This is a genomic window from Novosphingobium anseongense, from assembly GCF_037482895.1.
GTDB lineage: Bacteria > Pseudomonadota > Alphaproteobacteria > Sphingomonadales > Sphingomonadaceae > Novosphingobium > Novosphingobium anseongense.
Window position 1 is genome coordinate 57,943 of the sequence record NZ_JBBHJZ010000007.1, and the last position, 17,248, is coordinate 75,190.

The window sequence follows — 17,248 nt, forward strand, 5'->3', positions numbered from 1 at the left end:
TCTGCCCGGCGCCGGCCGCATTTGGACAGCGAGCGGACACATTGGTCCGGTCGTTGACCAATTTGCGGTGAAAGCCGGGCAGGGGATGGTCCTGGCCTTAGAGAAGCTTGTCCAAGGTGATCGGCAAGTCACGAACACGCCTGCCGGTGGCGTTGAAGATGGCATTGGCGACTGCGGCGCCTGTGCCGGTTATGCCTATCTCGCCGATGCCATGGGCGCCCATCGGCGTATGGGGATCGGGAATGTCGGTCCAGATGACGTCGATCTCGGGCACGTCCATGTGCACCGGAACATGGTAGTCGGAAAGGCTCGGGTTCATGACCCGCCCGCTTCTCTCGTCAAACTGGGTTTCCTCCATCAGGGCCAGGCCCAGCCCCATGATGATGCCGCCGCGAAATTGGCTTGCGGCTGTCTTGGGATTGAGGATGCGGCCGCAGTCGAAGGATCCGAGGAAGCGCTTTACGCGTGGCTCGCCCGTTATCGCGTTGACCTGAACTTCGCAGAACATGGCGCCGTGGCTATGCATCGACCAGTGCTGCGTCTCGAGCGGCGGCGGCGCCTTGGCCTCGACGCTGACCGAAGCGTGTCCTGCACGTGCGAGAATCGACCTGTAACTTTCATGACGGTCAGGTTCCTCGCGTTTGGCAAGACCGGCGTTGGTGCTGATCACCTCTTTGGGCTTGAGACCCGCCAAAGGGGAGGCATTGCCCGCAAGGCGAAGGAGTTCTTTCACGAGCGCTTCATGGGCGGCAGCCACGGCGCCGCCGATCGCGGCCGTCTGCTGGGATCCGCCCGCGAGAACGATGCCTGGCAGGGAGGAATCGCCATAGTTGAACGTCACGTTCTCGATGGCCAGGCCAAGCCGCTCCGCCGCCACCTGGGTCTGCGCGGTTGCCGTGCCCATGCCCATTTCGTGCGCGGCGATGTCGACGCGCGCCCGCCCATCGCTGGTGAGCGTGATCCGCGCGGCACCCCCGCCCATGCGGTAGTACGGATAAGTGGCCGCAGCGCAGCCCATACCCACCCACCATTCCCCATCGCGGGTGGAAGCGGGGACACGGTTACGCCTGTCCCACCCGAAGCGCTCGGCGCCCCGCCGCCAGGCTTCGACCAAGTGGCGCGAGGAAAATGGCAGACCGGTAGTCGGATCCTTGGTGGGCTCGTTGCGGATGCGCAGTTCTATCGGATCCATGCCGAGTTCATGCGCCAGCTCATCCATCGCGCTCTCAAGAGCAAAGGTGCCCACCGATTCCCCCGGAGCACGCATGAACGTGTTCGAGAGCATATCGAGCTCGACCGTCTGCACGTCGAGCAGCATGGTCTGAGCCGCGTACATCGAGCGGGTCGGCAGGATGAAGGGCTCGGGCATGACGTTGGCGGCCGTCTTGGCGGTCGTGCCGGTATGGATCAACGCCGTCAGCCGGCCGTCGCGGTCAGCCCCGAGAGCGACACGCTGCTCGGTTGCCGAGCGGCCACCAACGACACGATAGACGCCCTCGCGCGATAGCACGAGCCGTACCGGGCGCCCGATCAATTTTGCGGCGGCAGCGGCCAGTATCTGATGCTGCCACATGCATTTCCCACCGAAGCCGCCACCAACGAATGGAGAGGTGATGAGGACCGCGTCCTCGGCTAGGCCGAATATCTGTGCCAGAGACCAGGCGGTGTGGGCCACGAGCTGCGAAGCATCATGGATCCGCAGCCTGTCGCCCTCCCATGCCGCCGTCACGCCGTGCAGCTCGATCGCGTTGTGGTTGTGCCGGGGCGAGGTGTAGGTCGCGTCGATGCTCAGAAGCGAACCGGAGAGCGCCTTTTCCGCGTCGCCGATCTCGTCGTGGAGCGGCTTACCCATGAACATGGCGGGCTTGGTGCCCTTGGCCTTGGCCTCACCGAAATTGGTGAGCGCCTGCTCTGCCGCGTAGGTCACCGCCACAAGCGACTTGGCATGATCGGCCTGCTCCTGCGTCTCGGCAAGGACGATCGCGACAGGTTCTCCGTTCCAGCGGACGATGTCGTCCTGCATGACGGGAAGGGTGTCGCCGCCAGCTGCTTTCGCTGCCGACATGAAGACGGGCGGTGGTTTCATGCGCGGCGCGTTTTCGTGCGTCATGACCGCGACCACGCCAGGTGCAGCTTTGGCCGCTTCGATCTCGAATGCGCCAATACGTCCCTTGGCGATCGTGCTGAAGACTATGGCAGCGTAGACCATTCCCTCCATCGGGAACTCGGAAGCGAAAGGCGCCTTGCCCGATACTTTGAGCGGTCCGTCGAGGCGCGACAGCGGCTTGCCGATATGGCCATGCTGAGAGCGAATAAGCGGGTCAGGCTCGCCGCCACCCGGGACCCAGCTATCGGGCGCCAGCGCGATCGCCTTGGCCATGACCCCCTGCATCGCGCTTTGGGCCAAGCCCTTGAGGTCCTCGATCACGCTCATGCCGGTTCTCCTGCGAGCTCGGCCAGAACCGCGACGCCCGTGCGCCGCATGAGTTCTATCTTGAAGCCATTGTCGCGAAGGGGCTGCGCATCTGCGAGCTCCACGTCGATGGCGTCGGCGAATGTCGTGGCGGAAGCCGGCATGCCTCTCAACGCCGCTTCGGCCTTTCGCGCTCGCCAGGGCTTGTGTGCGATGCCGCCAAAGGCAAGCCGGACGTCCCGGATGCGGCCATCCTCGACATCGAGCGCCGCGGCAACCGAGACCAGCGTGAAGGCATAGCTCGATCGGTCGCGGACCTTGCGATAGGCCGAGCGTTTCGCGAAAGGCAGCGGCGGCAACCGCACGGCGGTGATGAGTTCGCCGGGCTCGATCAGGGTTTCGATGTCCGGCCGGTCGCCGGGCAGACGATGAAGGTCGGTCAGGGGCAGTCGGCGGTTGCCCGACGCGCCGGCAAGTTCGACCTCGGCGTCGAAAGCGGCGAGCGCGACGGCCATGTCCGACGGGTGCACCGCGACGCAGGCCTCCGAGGCTCCCAAAATCGCGTGCATCCGGTTGAACCCGTCCCTCGCATCGCAGCCTTGGCCCGGCGTTCGCTTATTGCAGCGCGATCCCGCCTCGTCGTAAAAGTAGGCGCAGCGTGTCCGCTGCAGCAGATTGCCGCCGACCGTCGCCATGTTGCGGATTTGCGCGCTCGCGCCCGCCAGGATCGCGCGCGAGAGTGCAGGGTAGCGCTGGCGGATCGAGCGATGTTCCAAAAGCGCGGTGTTGCGCACCCCTGCGCCGATCAGGATCGACCCGTCGCCCTGTTCCTCGATTTCGCGACTGAGATCCGAGACGTCCACCAGAGCGGCGGGCCGCTCGACTGTCTCGCGCATGAGGTCGACGAGGTTGGTGCCGCCTCCCAGATATTTGACACCTGTCCCGGCCCCGAGGACCAGCGCGTCGTCGATCGCAGTAGCGCGAGAATAGCGAAACGGCGTCATCGGGCAGCCTCGTGGAGATCGTGGTCCCAGGCCTCGAACGTCGTGGCTATGGCCTCGACGATGCCGTTGTGCGCGCCGCAGCGGCAAAGGTTGCCGCTCATTCTCTCTCGCAACTCGTCATGGGTGAGCGTGAGAACCTCATCGGCGAGATCGCGCGTCACGTGGCTCGGTCCGCCGCGGCGCAATTCGGCGATCATGCCAACCGCCGAACAGATCTGCCCGGGCGTGCAATAGCCGCACTGAAAGCCGTCGTGCTCCACGAAGGCCGCCTGCAACGGATGGAGATCGTCCGGCGTGCCGAGGCCTTCGATCGTCGTGATCTCGCGACCGACGCACTGCACGGCGAGCGTGAGGCAGGAAAGCACGCGCTCGCCGTCGATGAGCACGGTGCAGGCCCCGCAGGCGCCTTGATCGCAGCCCTTCTTCGCACCGGTCAGATGCAACCGCTCGCGCAGGAGATCGAGCAGCGAAATCCGCGGATCGTCTGGCGTGGTCACGTCCTGGCCATTGACGGTGAAGCTCATGGGTACCTCGCGATCGAAGGCCGGACATCGCGCACGGCCCAATGGGAGGACAACGCCAGGCCAGGGCAATGGTGCCGGTGGCCAACACATTCCAGGGGCGGCCAACGCGTTTGCTGAAACGAGTGCTGCGCGTCGATCCGACGCGCCGGACGCGGCCCGATGCGAATCGCCTGCGTCGTCAGCCTGCGGGCGGAGAGGGGGAAGACGTGGCTGGCCGCGGCTGTGTCGAGGGCGCGATCCGCCAGACCGTGTTTGACAAGTCGTCGGCGACGAGGAGGGCACCGCGCGGGTCGAGCGCCACACCGACCGGGCGTCCACGCGCCTTGTCGCCATCGAGGAAGCCGGTCACGACGTCGATCGGCTGACCCGTCGGCTTGCCTGCCACAAAGCCGATGAAGACCACCTTGTAGCCGCTGAAGGGCTTGCGGTTCCAACTGCCGTGCATCCCGACGAAAAGTCCCTCGCCGAACCGCGCGCCCATCGCTGGGCTTGAAAATGCAAGGCCCAGCGCCGCAACATGCGATCCCAGGGCATAATCGGGGGCGATCGCCGAGGCGACCTTCTTGGGATCTTGAGGGTGTACCCGCGGATCGACGTGCTGGCCCCAGTAACTGTAAGGCCAGCCATAGAACGCGCCCTCGCGCACCGAGGTCACATAATCTGGCACGAGGTCGGGTCCCAGTTCGTCGCGCTCGTTTACGGTAGTCCACAGCTGCCCTGTGCCGGGCTGAAAGGCGAGAGCCGTCGGATTGCGCAGCCCGGTGGCGAATGGGCGGTGCGCCCCGGTCGCCGCGTCGATCTCCCAGACCATCGCGCGATCGACCTCAGCGGCCATACCACGTTCGGTGATATTGCTGTTCGATCCGATACCCACGTAGAGCTTGGTGCCATCGGGGCTGGCGGCGAGCGCCTTGGTCCAGTGGTGGTTGATCTGCGAAGGCAGATCGGTGACCTTGGCGCCGGGAGCCGTGATCTTCGTCTGGCCAACGAGGTAGGGATAGCGCAGCAATTCGCCCTGGTTGGCGACAAAAAGCGCTCCATTGACGAAGGCGAGCCCATAGGGTGCGTCCAGCCCGTCCAGCAGGACGGTCTTGAGGTCGGCGCGGCCGTCACCGTCGGCGTCGCGTAGCAGGCTGATGCGGTTGCCGCCCTTCACCTTGCTCTTTCCGCGAGCCTTGATCAGGCCCGCGATAAGGTCCTTGGGGCGAAGGGGCGGAGCGCTCGCGCCACTTCCCTCGGCGACGAGCACGTCTCCGTTGGGCATCACGATCATCTGTCGCGGGATCTTGAGGCCTGTCGCCAGTGGGGTGATGGTGTAGCCGGCGGGCACCTTGGGCAAGGCTCTGCCCCAGCCCGTGGGTGACGCGATCGACATGTCGGGAAGCAAGCCGCTTTTTTGGCCAGGAAGCCGCGGATCGGGACCGTACTGGCTTTGCTCCTTGCCGCTGCCGCAGGCCGCGAGCGTGCCGACGAGAAGCGTCAGCGTGATTATGCGAGAGCGGGCCATCACAGCGCCTCCTCCCGGGGAAAGCCGCGAAACCCGGTCCAGCCGGCTAGCAAGGCAGCCCCGGCCGTGATCAAGGACAGGATCATCCCGGCCGCTGTCACCGAGTACCAGGCATCTCGGCCATGAAGGAGCGCGTTCAGAAAGCCGAACGCCCACATGATGGCCAGTGCGGCGAGATGCAGACCGCGTCCGCCGCGCCAAGAGCGCGGACGCAGGACCGCGCTGACGACGCCCCAGGCAAGGACCGCCCCGCCGAACACAAGCCCGAAGGCGTTGAGCCAGGACGAGAAGTTCGACCACTGGATCTGCGCCGTCGCAAGATAGGCCCAGTCGCTCACGAGGGCGCCGGCAAATAGCGCCACCGGGAAAGCCAGGAGGATGGCGTGCAGTGGATTCAAAGCCTCTCGATAGGTCAACACGGTCGCCATCGCGTCCTCATCCCAGGGTCGCCGCGCGAAGGAGCGGCCGTCGCGATGCTAACCCTTCGCCGCTGCCGATGTTTCAAAGGAATAGGCGAAACGGCCTGGCTGGCGGAAAGCCCAGGCCGCAAGCCCGCAATGCGAAAAATCGAACTGGCGAGGGCAGCTTTGATCGGCGCCAAACTCGCGCGCGAACAGAATTTTCCCCGTCCCGGACTGGCGGATCGGCCGGTAGCGCGCGCCCGATAGGCGGGCGGCCGCGGTTTCGATCGCTTTCGGCGAAGCCGTGAGTAGGGCAACCCAGGTACCGGCGGGTGGAGGCTCTTGCAGAATGGCGCTGTCCACGATGCTTGGGCAATTTGAGCAGACGTACTGGGCAAGGAGCCGATCGGCTCATCGTGCCGTGGAGCCTCGGTCCAGCCCATGTTGCCTATCGCCGGGATACATCGACCGGGGCAGGGTGTTCGCAAGGTGAGGGACCAGCCCTCTCGAGGACGAGCAGATGGCCAAGGCCCGGACAATCCTACAAGCGGGAAAACAAGTCGCCAAAGCCGTGGGTGAGCGCGTGGCGAAGGGGAAGGGGCTGAAAGAACGACCCGAAAGCGTGCTCAAGGATCCTGCGGCCCAAAGGCAGGGAGGCGCGAAGCCTTCGTCGGCCGAAGCGGAAGCGGCGCAGGAGCCTGGCAACCCGAACTAGATCGACCACGGCGAAAAGCAATCGGGGCAGGACGCGACCGGTTGAAGGGGGAAGCTGCGAGGCAGCCAAGCGGCAGTTGATCAGCCCAAGGCCCGGGGCGAGGGGCCGGTCGTCACGGCCGCGAAGGTGCCAGGCAAAGGGCCGGCCTGACGAGGGACAGGCCGAGCAGAACACGGCGGAGGAAGGCAGCGGGGACGGTCATCGGAAAGGCGATGGCGCCGTTAGGCTTGGACCTCGTGCGAGCGAAGGGACTTCCAAGGATCGAAACGTCGATCGTCGCTTGGCATCGGATGAGCCGCAATGGCCGGCCCGGCAGAGCCGCATTCCGCACTTTGTCAGGGACTAGAGATGGCGGGCGATCGGCAGACGTGACAGCAGGGCGACGAGACTTCGACTAAAGCGAGTGGTTGCCGGCTCTGTGAATTCTGGCTCGGGATCGTCGTCGCGTTGATCAGTCCAGCACAACCTGCCCGCGCCATCGACCGCGAGCCGGTAACTGTTTCGTGCCGCGTCTTGGAAGGCCTCGCACATGCGCTCGGCGATGTCGGGGCTGTCGATGACGATACCAAGTTCGCTGTTGAGCCAGACCGAGCGCGGATCGAAGTTGGCCGATCCGATGTAGATGTAGCGACGATCGACGAGATAGACCTTTGCGTGAAGAGAGCGTCCCGAGCGCGCGCGCGTGCCGGTCGATCCTGGCCTGATGAATTTGCGGGCAGTCTTGGGTTCGTCGTCAGGGGCCGGCATTTCGAACAGGGAGACGCCGCTTTCGAGAAGGGGGCGTCGGGCTGGAGCATAGCCTGCGTGGACAAGGCCAACGTCGGTCGCAGCAAACGAATTGGTCAGAACGCGAAGGTCTACGCCGCGCCGGGCGAGAGCGACCAGATCCGCCGTGCCCTGCGGGGTCGGCACGAAATAGCCAGAAATCAGGATGAGTTCGCGTTGGGGTCTGGCAAGGCCCTCGGGCATCAGTTCATCCAAACCGCAAGGTGCGTCAGCGACGCCGCGGCTATCCAGTGCCCTGTTGACGCTGAGGCGGAGCGGAGCGGCAACGAGATCGAGGTCACCGTCGCGCAGGTCGTCAACGAACGGCAAGTCGCGGATCGCCGCGCGATAGCGCTCGGCCGCGTCGCTCTGGGCCTTTTGCGTGCTCCGCGCCAAGGCCTTGGCCTTGGCTGCGCGAGACACGCGGGGCACGATCTCGGCAAGCACCTTCGCATCGGGACTGAGCCAGTGGCGCTCGAACTGCGCGCGCACATCGCCGGCGATCAGGCCCGCTGCCAGCAAGTCGAGATCCTCGAACAGCCCTTGGGCCTTTGCATCGAAATACTCGTCGCCGACATTGCGGCCCCCCACGATCGTGGCCTTGCCGTCAGCGGTGATGCTCTTGGCGTGCATGCGCGAATTGAGCCGGCGAAAGGCAAAGAGCCAGCTCAGGGGCTTGAGCCGGCGGAGCGGGAATGGGTTGAAAAGACGAACCGCGATATTTTTGTGTTCGGCCAGCGCGCTCAGGCGCCCATCGAGACCGGATATACCATTGTCGTCGAGCAGTAGACGGACCTTCACGCCGCGCGCGGCAGCCGAGGCGATCTCCTCGAGCAACAGCGATCCCGAGAGATCGTCGTGCCAGATATAATATTGGATATCGAGGGTATGCCGAGCAGCGCGCAGCAGCAGAACGCGGGCAGCGAAAGCGTCCTTGCCGTCATGCAGCAAGCGGACCCCGCATTGGGGCGATCGCTTGGCCGCTTGGGCATCAGATTGTGCCGTCGCTATTGTCATGCTCCTGGCGATCTATGCTCTATGGGCCCCGATCGCCGCCTGCCTCTCGTCTGCATGGCGTTTGCGAACGATGAACGGCTTGAAATCAATAGCCCATCAAACTGAGCACTTCCTTGCGGCTGCTCGGATTGTCGAGGAACACACCCAGTAAGCGGCTCGTGATCATTCCGACCCCAGGCGTGCGGACGCCGCGTCCCGTCATGCAGCCATGCTGGGCCTCGATCACGACAGCCACTGCCTGAGGCTTCAGGCCGTTCCAGATGCACTGTGCAACCTCTGCCGTCAGCCGCTCCTGTATCTGCAGCCTTTGGGCAAATCCGTGGCGCACACGCGCGAGCTTGGATATGCCTACGACATGATCGCGCGGCAAATAGGCAATGGATGCCTTCCCGATGATCGGGGCCATGTGATGCTCGCAATGCGACTGGAAAGGGATGTCCTTCAAAGGACGATTTCGTTGTACCCGCCGACCTCGTGAAAGACCCGTGACAGGTGCACCGCGGGGTCTTCGCTGTATCCCTGGCAATATTCCTTCCAGGCTCGACCGACCCGGGCAGGGGTGTCGAGCAATCCCTCGCGATCGGGATCGTCTCCCGACCATTGGATGAGCGTCCGGATGGCATCCTGCACCTCTTGCGGAACGGGTACCTTTTGCCGGGTGGCTTCCTCATGATCGTCGGGCGTGGAACCGGCCATGCGTCTCTCTCCCAAAGGGGACGATGCGGCCTTTGCCGCTCTTCTGGAGAAAGCCCCGATCCCTCAGGCTGTTCCGCTGCGGCGCTTTCGATCTGCGCCGTGGCCAAAATCACCGGCACGGAACCTGCGGCCAGGCGTTGACCAGGCATGAAACAGGAAACTGCTCCAACCGGCTGGATGAGCCTTGGTATCGACGCGGTATCTCTGGGCGTAGACACCGCGGCTGTCATCGGCCTGCGCATGGCGACATTCTCGGCCGGTGGACCGCGTGCTTTCCACGAGGCAACCCGCATGATCAGCGAAAAATTCGAGGCTGTCGCGTACCTTCAGATGGAACTGGTAACAGGCGGTCTCGGATCAAACCCGGCGACGATCGCGCACCGGACGCTGCGATACTGTTCGAAGAAAGTGAAAGCGAACCGTCGTCGGCTGGGGTGACGTGAGGATCGCGACCTACAACGTGAACGGGGTCAATGGCCGCCTCGAGGTGCTGCTACGGTGGCTCGAACTCGCTCAGCCCGACGTGGTCTGCCTGCAGGAGTTGAAGGCGCCCGACGAGCGCTTCCCCGAGCGGCCAATCCGGGACCTTGGCTATGATGCGATCTGGCATGGCCAGAAGGCTTGGAATGGCGTTGCAATTCTGTCGCGTGTCGGCACCATCCAGGAGACGAGGCGCGGATTGCCGGGAGATCCAGCCGACACCCAGAGCCGCTACATAGAAGCAGCGATCGATGGTGTTCTCATAGCTGGGCTCTATCTGCCCAATGGAAATCCGCGCCCTGGAACCAAATTCGACTTCAAGCTGCGCTGGTTCGATCGCTTGGAAGCGCATCTCGCCACCCTGGTCGCGCTGGACGCACCCGTCGTCATCGCCGGCGATTTCAACGTCATGCCGACCGACCTCGACGTCTATGCGCCGGAGCGCTGGCGGGACGATGCTTTATTCGCGCCCGAGGTGCGGGCCGCCTATGCGCGCATTCTGGCGCAGGGATGGACCGACGCGCTGCGGACGCTGCATCCCGGGGAGCGGATCTACACGTTCTGGAAATACTGGCGGCAGTCGTTCGAGCGCGATGCCGGCCTGCGTATCGACCATATCTTGCTCAATGCGAAAGCCGCCGCGCGCCTCGTCACGGCCGATGTCGATCGCCGACCGCGGAGTTGGGAAAAAACCAGCGATCATGCGCCAATGTGCATTGCGCTAAGCGATAGGCCGAAACGACGGCGCAAGGCCTAGCGCCGATCACGGCTTGCCCATGAGGGGAGGCCGATTTGAAGACCGCGCCCCCATCGAGCCGCTATTGTCGTCCACGTCCGTCGACAGGGCCGGCGTTGCCGCGGTGTTCCGCGCTCGCTCAGGGCGACGCATCATCCGTCCGTAGACCGGATGCAGTGGTTGGGGTGAGCGGCCACAGAAGATACCATGGCGCGGATAAGCTTCGAGTGCGAAGGTCGTACGAGGGGCGCTAGGATCGATGCTCCGTCATACTTGGAAAGGGCCGATGGATGATAACCGTTTGGGGCGGACAGACCTCGCGATCGATCCGGGTCGTCTGGTTGCTCGAGGAAATGGGTCTGCCCTACCGCCTGCGGCAGGTGGACATGCTGGCGGCAAATCAAGACCCCGAGTTTCTGGCGATCAACCCGGCCGACTATATCCCGGCGATCGAGGACGGCGATGTCGTCATGGTCGAGTCGATCGCGATCATGGAGTACCTGATGGGCCGCTACGGGCCGACACCACTGGCGCCAGCGCCGCACGATCCGAGCTTCTCGAGCTACCAGCAGTTCCTGCATCTGGGCGAAGCCGGACTTGCGACCTTGATGATGCCCGTCGTCGTCAGCCGTTTCCTCGCGCCCGAGGCCGAACGGGAAAACTGGGGCGCGACATGGTGCCTCCAGTCGTTCCAGAAGCGGTTGAAACTGGTCAGTCGGCGCCTGGCCGCCTCCCCTTACCTTGCGGGCGAGGCTTTCACCGCCGCCGACATTTCGGTGACCTACGCCCTGAACCTGGGCCAACGGAACTGCGGGATCACGCTAGGCGACGCGGAACAGGCCTACCTCGAGCGCACTATGCGCCGCGATACCTACAAGCGGGCGATGGAGCGTTCGCACGAAGGCGTGAACCCCTGACCACCGAGCGTCCCGCGCGCTGGCGCTGCAGAAGGCATCGCCTGGCGTCCACGATGTCGAACGATCGCACTGCGCCGGGCAATGTCCGTGCTCGCCGCCCTGTTTGCCGCATCGAGTTCTCCTCGAACTTGGCGGAAGCTGCCCATCTTGATGCCGATCTGCGGGCAGATCCTGGCGGAGGACTGGGCCTGTTCCCCTAAGGACGCTCGACGGATGCTCAAGCGCTCCGTCGCGGTGTCAACTTCACATGAAGGTTCGCGAGGCCCCTGATGATGTAGCTCGCTTCATAGTCGAGGCGACGGTCACCAGCGATCCCGTGGTGGTCTTCGGACAGCGCTATGGCCGAAGTCTGCGCGAGCAACTGCTCGAACAACACGCGAACTTCGACCCGGGCCAGGGGCGCGCCGGCGCAGGTATGGGCGCCGCGGCCGAAGGCGACGTGTTCCTTGATCTTCTGGCGCCCCAGGACGAAGACGTCGGGGTGATCCCAGCGACGCGGATCGCGGTTAGCGGCTGCTAGACCGACAAATACGCGCTTGCCGGCGGGCACATCGAGGTCGCCGATCTTTGTGTCGCGCACAGCCAACCGAGCGGTCATCTTGGTCGATCCTTCGAGCCGCAGCATCTCTTCGAGGAAGGCCGGAATCAACGACGGATCGGCGCGGAGCCGGTCCTGCAGGTCTAGATCTTCGCAAAGCTGGCGCATGGCATTGCCGATCAGCTTGGCCGAAGTGTCCTGACCCGCAGCAAACAGGAACATGGCCGCCTTGGCCGGTTCGACCAAAGGCGGCAGCGAGCCGTCGGGGAACTTGGCGAGTGCCAGGACGGTCATGATGTCGTCGGCTTGCGGATGGGCTCTACGTTCGCCCAGGTAGCGCATGAAGTAGCCAATCATGAAGGTCAGTGCTGCGCTCTGCGCAGTGCTCTCGGCATCATCCATATTGCCCGGGGGCGGGCCCTGGTCGATCACATCGCGGAACTGCTGGCGATCCTCGGCCGGCACGCCGAGCAGATCGGCGATCACCAAGGTCACGTAAGGCACGGCGACCTCGCCCACCGTCTCGCAGTCGCCCTTGGCGACCATTTCGCGCACCATTTCGGCCGCGAGCCTCTCCATATAGGCCTCGTTGGCCTTCAGTCGCGAAGGGACGAGCAGGGGATGGAGCAACGAACGCGCGGCCTGGTGAAAATCGCCGTCCTGGTTGATCATCAGATCGCGTTCGCGGATCGACTCCTCGTAAGCCATGACTTTGGCCGAGATGTCGTTGCCATCGACCTCGAAGGGCAGTGGTGCCACCGGACCTGGCGCGGCGATCATCGACGAAAAATCAGCCTTGTTCAGCAGCACCTCGACCGCTTCCTTGAAGCCGGTGACGAACAGCATATCTCGGCTTTCCAGTTGTACGACCGGTCCGCGCGCGCGGATCTCTTCGAAGAAGTCGTAAGGGTCGAGCAATACCGACTTGTCGGTGAAATAGTCGCGCTCCAGCGCTACCGGTTGCTGCTCCATCGCTCCCTCCACTCAGTGATCCACCGTGTGTCACTGTGGCGGGTGGCGGGGCGTGTCAACGAAAAACTGAACACTTGGTCAGCATGGGGCGTGACAGGCTAGCAAGGACGGTATCGATCTCGTGGTGAGGCCTCGTCTGCTTGGCTGGCAACAGCGGCGATCCGGTGGCCGTGCCGGCGTGCGATCTCGAACGGTCTTCGCGAATTTTTTGCTCGGGCAGGACCGCGGCGTCCCATCGACGAACTTGGGAGCCGGAGCACGGCAGGCTCGTCGCCTGCTTGAGCGAGACGAAACATCGATCCGCACGACTTAGGCAATCTTAACCACCGTCTGGGAAAGCGATGTCTCGTCCGCTCGAGATCCATATGACCCTTCCCGACATCGAAACCCTTCGCCTCTGTAGCGTCCTGAATGCTTTGGCCTGCGGCTCGATCTTCTTGATCCTGTGGCTGTGCCGCAGAACCGAAGTCCACCTTGCCTATTGGGCGGCGAGCTCCTTCCTGTACTGCGCCACGCTCGTAGGGTTCGCCTGGAGCGGCGAGGCCGGACTTGGGGGAAGCAGCGCGCTTTTCGCGCTGCTGGCGATCAGCAATCTGGTACCGATCCTGGGACTGCGTCGCTTCGAGGGCCGGCCGCAGTTCGAGGCCTGGATGGTCCTGCCGGTTGCCTTCGCCGTTGCCGGGCATCTCGTGACGGCGCTTCTCGTCGATGCGGGGCTATTGTCGGCGCGCTTGCGCGAAGCCGGCGACGCATTGGGCCTTGCGGGCGCGATGCTGACCAGCGGTCTCGTCATGCTGGGCGGTCCCGCGCGAGGCCAACGCATAGCCGGCTTTGCCATGCTCGGCTATTTGCCAGGTTTTGCCATCGTCATGCTTACGCCGATCATGGGCGAATATCAGGCACCGATCGCCATGGTGCCCATGCTCGCGGACATGCTGCTGCTGCCCGTGCTCAATGTCGGCCTTCTCGCCATTCCGCTCGATCGCGCCCAGGAAAGCCTGCGACTGGCGGCGCTGCGCGATCCTCTTACGGGCGCCTGGAACCGTGCAGGTCTGGACGAGCAGAAGGCGTTCCTCTGGCGGCCCCAAGCGGGCGCGATCGCGATCGACGTCGATCACTTCAAGACGGTCAACGACCGGCTGGGCCATGCCGCCGGCGATGCCGTGCTGGTGGAGATCGCCGAGGCGGCAACCAGGGTTTGCTGCGCTCACGGCGGCGCGCTCGCCCGTGTCGGGGGCGACGAGTTCGTGATCTTGCTGCCGAGTGCGGACGACCTTCGTCCCGCGGCTGCAACGCTGATGGCCTGCCTCAAGCCTGCACAGGCACGATCGACCTGGTCTCTCAGTCTGGGGCTTGGCACTATCAAATCGGGCGAGGCTGATTTCCTGGGGGCACTCCGCCGCGCCGATGCGGCGCTCTACCAGGCAAAGGCCAGTGGGCGGAACAGGCTCGCGGCCTGACGGTCAGGCGCGCGTTTCGTCGGCGCTGCTGCCCGCATCGGGTTTTCAGGAAGTCTGGTTCGGTGTCCGCCCGATTGCCACCCTGGTTGCCGCCGCTGAGAAGAATTGGTGGATTGCGCCGACAGAGCCGCCGCCCGGCTTTTGCAGGAAAGGACTTGATCGCGGTGGGTGTTCACGCGTGGGAGAAGGGCTGTCTGCGCGGGCGATAGAGGCTGCCTGACACTTGCCGGTCGTACTCTCATAGATATTCGTCGGCTTCGCATCGTGCGAAGCGCTCCGCTGGGCATTCGTCACATGTCGGACGAGCCGGGAACGACCACCGAGATGACGCGATGGGCGCTTTCTATCACGGCCGGTGTCTTGGTGACGACCTCGCCGTCGATGGAGATCTTGAGGTGAGGCTTCGTGTCCAGCAGAATTCGGCTGCCGCGAAACTCCTGCACCGCCTGCGCGCGGCGAGACAGCTTGAAAAAGCGGAGCAACCAGTCCCAGCCAAGGCGAGACACGCTGCGGCCGGTCACCGCCTGAACAACGATCTCGCCATCGTCGAGCGCTTCGTTCTCGAGCATCTCCACGCCGCCGTGGAAGCGGCCGTTGAACACCCGCACCTCGCTCGCCCAGAAAGATTGACGATCATCTCCCTCGCCGACGTAGAGACGGAACGGGCGGAAGTGGGTCAGGCACCAGATAGCCCAGAGCAGATAACCGATCCGTCCCAGGTAGCGCTTGAGCCGGTGTGGCACCGTCTCCCCGATCAGCGGGGAAAGACCCAGGGCGGCCGCATTGGCAAAGTAGTCGCCGTTGATCACGCCCAGGTCTAGCCGCCGGATCTTGCCCGATGCGATGGTGCGGACGGCGCCATCGAGGTCGAGTGGTATTGCGAGGGTGCGGGCAAAGCTGTTGGCTGTACCAAGGGGAAGAAGCGCAAAAACGCTCTTTCTGCCGACGAACTCGTCGATGGTGCTCGAAAGCGACCCGTCGCCTCCCCCCACGATTACCATGGGTGCGCCGCCCACGATCGCCGATCGAACGGTGGGTACGAGGTCGTCCGGATCATGGACGGCGTGTGCCTCTGTCAGCGTCACGCCGGCGGCCACCAGCTTGTCACGGGCCGCTTGAAACAACTTCTCGCCCCGCCGGGAGTGAGCGTTGACGACCAGCACGGCTTCGCGAGGCGAGGGTACCTGTTCCACATCGCCACGATGGCGCTCGCTACTGCGCGGGGCAACCTCCACTTCAGCGTCCCCGGTCATGATTGTTCACCATCGCCTCTCTTGCCCCATGCCGGTTTGGCAGGGCGTGACGCCTCGGTTTTCGTGTAGCGCACCGGCTCATCCCATATTGATGACTCCCAAAACCAAAAAGGGCGGCCGAAGCCGCCCTTCCCGTTCACTCGCTGCGTGAATCAGTGAGCCTTGTCGGCCTTGTCTTCCATCGCGTCTGCCTTTGCTTCACCCGAAGCACGGACCGCAGCGGCCTTGTCTTCCTGCGCGTTCTCGGCCGCGGAATCCTTGCCGTCGGTCACCGGGTCTTTCTTGTCCGCAGTGGCTTCCATAGCGTCCGCGGTGGCTTCTGCAGAAGCGCGAACCGCATCGGCCTGATCTTCCGCTGCGTTTTCCTTCTTGCTGTCGCAGGCGGCGAGGCCAAGGCTCAGAGCCGCAACGGACGTGGCGAGCGCAAATTTCGTGAATCTCATATTTTTCCCCTTCCAACCTGTCCGGACCATCTGCGATGAGACTGACGCCGGCCACGGGCCAGGCGGTTCGGATTTCGAAGTAACTGATCCTTATTGGCTTTGTTCCACTCGTTCATCCCTGGTTTGCCAATGAAAAAGAAGCGGGTGGGCGGGGCGCCGCGCGGGGATATCGTCAGCAAAGCAGACCGCGGCCGAGCGGCACGGCACACAGCCTTCGCCCGCCATGCCGTCGGCGATCAAGCCGTCATCGCTGATCGCGAAGAAATGAGAACGCTCATCGATGCCCATCGCCGGACCGTCGATTGTCCGGCAAGCGAGGGCCCATAGACGGAGCCGGCGTTGGCACACGCCTCGTCGCCCAGAGCCGAGCGCAAGAACGGCCCCGCGGGGTGCGGACCCGCGGGGCAGTCTTATCAGGATCACAACAAGGCCGTCTGGCGACGCTTTCCGTTGGAGGTCGAATAGTTCGCCAGCGCCGCGCGCCGATTATGACGGGGCTCTTGAAGAGTCTATCGCCGGTCCTGGCGATTGCGACCAATGTCTTAGCGGGCGAGGCACACGCTCTGTTCCGGCTCGCGCCGCCGCGGACCGGGCTCTGGACTCGCATGACAGGCCACAGCTTCCGATCGATTGGCCGTTGCTTTGGGGCGCCTCTCGCCGAGCCGTTGGATCATGCGGGCGAACGGCAGCGGCCGGTAAGGTGGCGTTGACGCTTGATGCCAGATGAGAAGGGCATGCTTACCGCACCTTCCCAAGACAGAAATCCGGCCTCAGCCGCTCGCATCCTCATCGTCGAAGACGATGTGCTGAACGGTTTCCTCATGGAGGAAGCGCTCCAGCTAGCGGGCCACGAAGTGCTCGGCCCCGCGAAGACGGTGCCGCGCGCTCTTGCTCTGCTCGAAAGCGAGACGATCGATGCTGCCATACTCGACCATCAGCTGGAGGATGACACCGCGCTCGCAGTGGCACGCAGGTTGGATGCTCTTGGTATTCCGTGGGCCGTGACCACGGGCCATTCGCGTTCCGCCCTGCCATCTCAATACGGGCACATACAGGTCCTGACCAAGCCCTTCTCGATTGCGCAGCTTCTGGCCCTGACGGCCGATACGCTTGCCGGCGGGCCCAGGGAAGTTGCTAAGCGCGTCGCAAGTCACTGAGGGCGACCAGGATATGGCGATCATTGGTTTTCGCCAATACAGCTGCCGTCACGAGGCCGGATATTGTCCTCGACGACAGGGAGTTTGGCATGGCTTGCACAAACCGAATTGAGTGGCGCGCCAAGCCAGCGCGCCGGATGTTCGAGCATGTGAGAAATATCCTCGGATGATGTTCACAGAAGTCTCGAGGGTGTGCTTGGCGAGGCTGGAGCCCGTCCACCAGATTTACTGATCGTCTGTAAAAGGGGGG

At 64.0% G+C, this 17,248-nt stretch carries 18 protein-coding genes and 1 pseudogene; 6 read left to right on the forward strand and 13 right to left on the reverse strand.

Annotation, left to right across the window (positions count from 1 at the left end; translation table 11 throughout):
• Positions 1 to 97: 97 nt before the first annotated feature.
• The 6 genes from WG901_RS22055 to WG901_RS22080 all read right to left on the reverse strand — a co-directional run bounded on the left by WG901_RS22055 (position 98) and on the right by WG901_RS22080 (position 6,212).
• Entirely contained in the window at positions 98 to 2,434 is a 2,337-nt protein-coding gene (locus tag WG901_RS22055) for a xanthine dehydrogenase family protein molybdopterin-binding subunit (protein ID WP_339589292.1), read from the reverse strand.
• On the reverse strand, positions 2,431 to 3,417 hold the full coding sequence (locus WG901_RS22060) for an FAD binding domain-containing protein (RefSeq protein ID WP_339589293.1): 987 nt from the start codon (positions 3,415 to 3,417) through the stop codon (positions 2,431 to 2,433). The genes WG901_RS22055 and WG901_RS22060 overlap by 4 nt, the downstream gene beginning before the upstream one ends.
• Complete coding sequence (locus WG901_RS22065) at positions 3,414 to 3,941, reverse strand: 2Fe-2S iron-sulfur cluster-binding protein (RefSeq protein ID WP_339589294.1); 528 nt, start codon at positions 3,939 to 3,941, stop codon at positions 3,414 to 3,416. The genes WG901_RS22060 and WG901_RS22065 overlap by 4 nt, the downstream gene beginning before the upstream one ends.
• Before the next feature lie 178 nt (positions 3,942 to 4,119).
• Positions 4,120 to 5,448, reverse strand: a complete 1,329-nt coding sequence (locus tag WG901_RS22070; RefSeq protein ID WP_339589295.1) for a PQQ-dependent sugar dehydrogenase — start codon at positions 5,446 to 5,448, stop codon at positions 4,120 to 4,122.
• On the reverse strand, positions 5,448 to 5,876 hold the full coding sequence (locus WG901_RS22075; RefSeq protein WP_339589296.1) for a DUF2231 domain-containing protein: 429 nt from the start codon (positions 5,874 to 5,876) through the stop codon (positions 5,448 to 5,450). Before WG901_RS22075 ends, WG901_RS22070 begins: the two co-directional genes overlap by 1 nt.
• A 48-nt stretch (positions 5,877 to 5,924) precedes the next feature.
• Positions 5,925 to 6,212, reverse strand: coding sequence for a hypothetical protein (locus WG901_RS22080; protein ID WP_339589297.1), 288 nt, complete (start codon positions 6,210 to 6,212; stop codon positions 5,925 to 5,927).
• Positions 6,213 to 6,369: 157 nt separating this feature from the next.
• On the opposite strand from WG901_RS22080, the gene WG901_RS22085 reads away from it, so the two are divergent.
• Positions 6,370 to 6,564, forward strand: coding sequence for a hypothetical protein (locus WG901_RS22085; protein WP_339589298.1), 195 nt, complete (start codon positions 6,370 to 6,372; stop codon positions 6,562 to 6,564).
• 342 nt (positions 6,565 to 6,906) lie between these two features.
• Here the strand turns inward: WG901_RS22085 and WG901_RS22090 are convergent, their stop codons facing one another.
• Both WG901_RS22090 and folE read right to left on the reverse strand, forming a co-directional pair.
• Complete coding sequence (locus WG901_RS22090) at positions 6,907 to 8,280, reverse strand: phospholipase D-like domain-containing protein (RefSeq protein WP_339589299.1); 1,374 nt, start codon at positions 8,278 to 8,280, stop codon at positions 6,907 to 6,909.
• A gap of 151 nt (positions 8,281 to 8,431) precedes the next feature.
• Positions 8,432 to 9,042 (reverse strand): annotated as a pseudogene (gene folE / locus WG901_RS22095) (GTP cyclohydrolase I FolE).
• A gap of 147 nt (positions 9,043 to 9,189) precedes the next feature.
• Here folE and WG901_RS22100 point away from each other — a divergent pair.
• The 3 genes from WG901_RS22100 to WG901_RS22110 all read left to right on the forward strand — a co-directional run bounded on the left by WG901_RS22100 (position 9,190) and on the right by WG901_RS22110 (position 11,175).
• Positions 9,190 to 9,480, forward strand: a complete 291-nt coding sequence (locus tag WG901_RS22100) for a hypothetical protein (RefSeq protein WP_339589300.1) — start codon at positions 9,190 to 9,192, stop codon at positions 9,478 to 9,480.
• 1 nt (position 9,481) lies between these two features.
• The gene (gene xth, locus WG901_RS22105; protein WP_339589301.1) at positions 9,482 to 10,279 is read left to right on the forward strand and encodes an exodeoxyribonuclease III; all 798 of its coding nucleotides are present in this window, start codon (positions 9,482 to 9,484) and stop codon (positions 10,277 to 10,279) included.
• A 269-nt stretch (positions 10,280 to 10,548) separates the two neighbouring features.
• Positions 10,549 to 11,175: a glutathione S-transferase family protein gene (locus WG901_RS22110; protein WP_339589302.1), complete on the forward strand. Its 627-nt coding sequence runs from the start codon at positions 10,549 to 10,551 to the stop codon at positions 11,173 to 11,175.
• A gap of 217 nt (positions 11,176 to 11,392) precedes the next feature.
• Here WG901_RS22110 and WG901_RS22115 read toward each other — a convergent pair whose 3' ends face one another.
• Positions 11,393 to 12,685, reverse strand: a complete 1,293-nt coding sequence (locus WG901_RS22115) for a cytochrome P450 (protein WP_339589303.1) — start codon at positions 12,683 to 12,685, stop codon at positions 11,393 to 11,395.
• A 365-nt stretch (positions 12,686 to 13,050) separates the two neighbouring features.
• Here WG901_RS22115 and WG901_RS22120 point away from each other — a divergent pair, with 365 nt between their 5' ends.
• Complete coding sequence (locus WG901_RS22120) at positions 13,051 to 14,145, forward strand: GGDEF domain-containing protein (RefSeq protein ID WP_339589304.1); 1,095 nt, start codon at positions 13,051 to 13,053, stop codon at positions 14,143 to 14,145.
• Between the two features lie 290 nt (positions 14,146 to 14,435).
• Here the strand turns inward: WG901_RS22120 and WG901_RS22125 are convergent, their stop codons facing one another.
• The 3 genes from WG901_RS22125 to WG901_RS22135 all read right to left on the reverse strand — a co-directional run bounded on the left by WG901_RS22125 (position 14,436) and on the right by WG901_RS22135 (position 16,129).
• Complete coding sequence (locus tag WG901_RS22125; protein WP_339589305.1) at positions 14,436 to 15,398, reverse strand: YegS/Rv2252/BmrU family lipid kinase; 963 nt, start codon at positions 15,396 to 15,398, stop codon at positions 14,436 to 14,438.
• Between the two features lie 152 nt (positions 15,399 to 15,550).
• The gene (locus WG901_RS22130) at positions 15,551 to 15,841 is read right to left on the reverse strand and encodes a hypothetical protein (RefSeq protein ID WP_339589306.1); all 291 of its coding nucleotides are present in this window, start codon (positions 15,839 to 15,841) and stop codon (positions 15,551 to 15,553) included.
• A 90-nt stretch (positions 15,842 to 15,931) separates the two neighbouring features.
• Positions 15,932 to 16,129 (reverse strand): hypothetical protein, encoded by a 198-nt coding sequence (locus WG901_RS22135; RefSeq protein WP_339589307.1) that lies wholly within the window; start codon positions 16,127 to 16,129, stop codon positions 15,932 to 15,934.
• Positions 16,130 to 16,575: 446 nt separating this feature from the next.
• Here WG901_RS22135 and WG901_RS22140 point away from each other — a divergent pair, with 446 nt between their 5' ends.
• Positions 16,576 to 16,998: a response regulator gene (locus tag WG901_RS22140; RefSeq protein ID WP_339589308.1), complete on the forward strand. Its 423-nt coding sequence runs from the start codon at positions 16,576 to 16,578 to the stop codon at positions 16,996 to 16,998.
• A 20-nt stretch (positions 16,999 to 17,018) separates the two neighbouring features.
• On the opposite strand, the gene WG901_RS22145 is transcribed toward WG901_RS22140, so the two are convergent.
• A complete protein-coding gene (locus tag WG901_RS22145; protein ID WP_339589309.1) occupies positions 17,019 to 17,147 on the reverse strand; it encodes a hypothetical protein in 129 nt (42 codons plus the stop codon).
• Between the last annotated feature and the right edge of the window lie 101 nt (positions 17,148 to 17,248).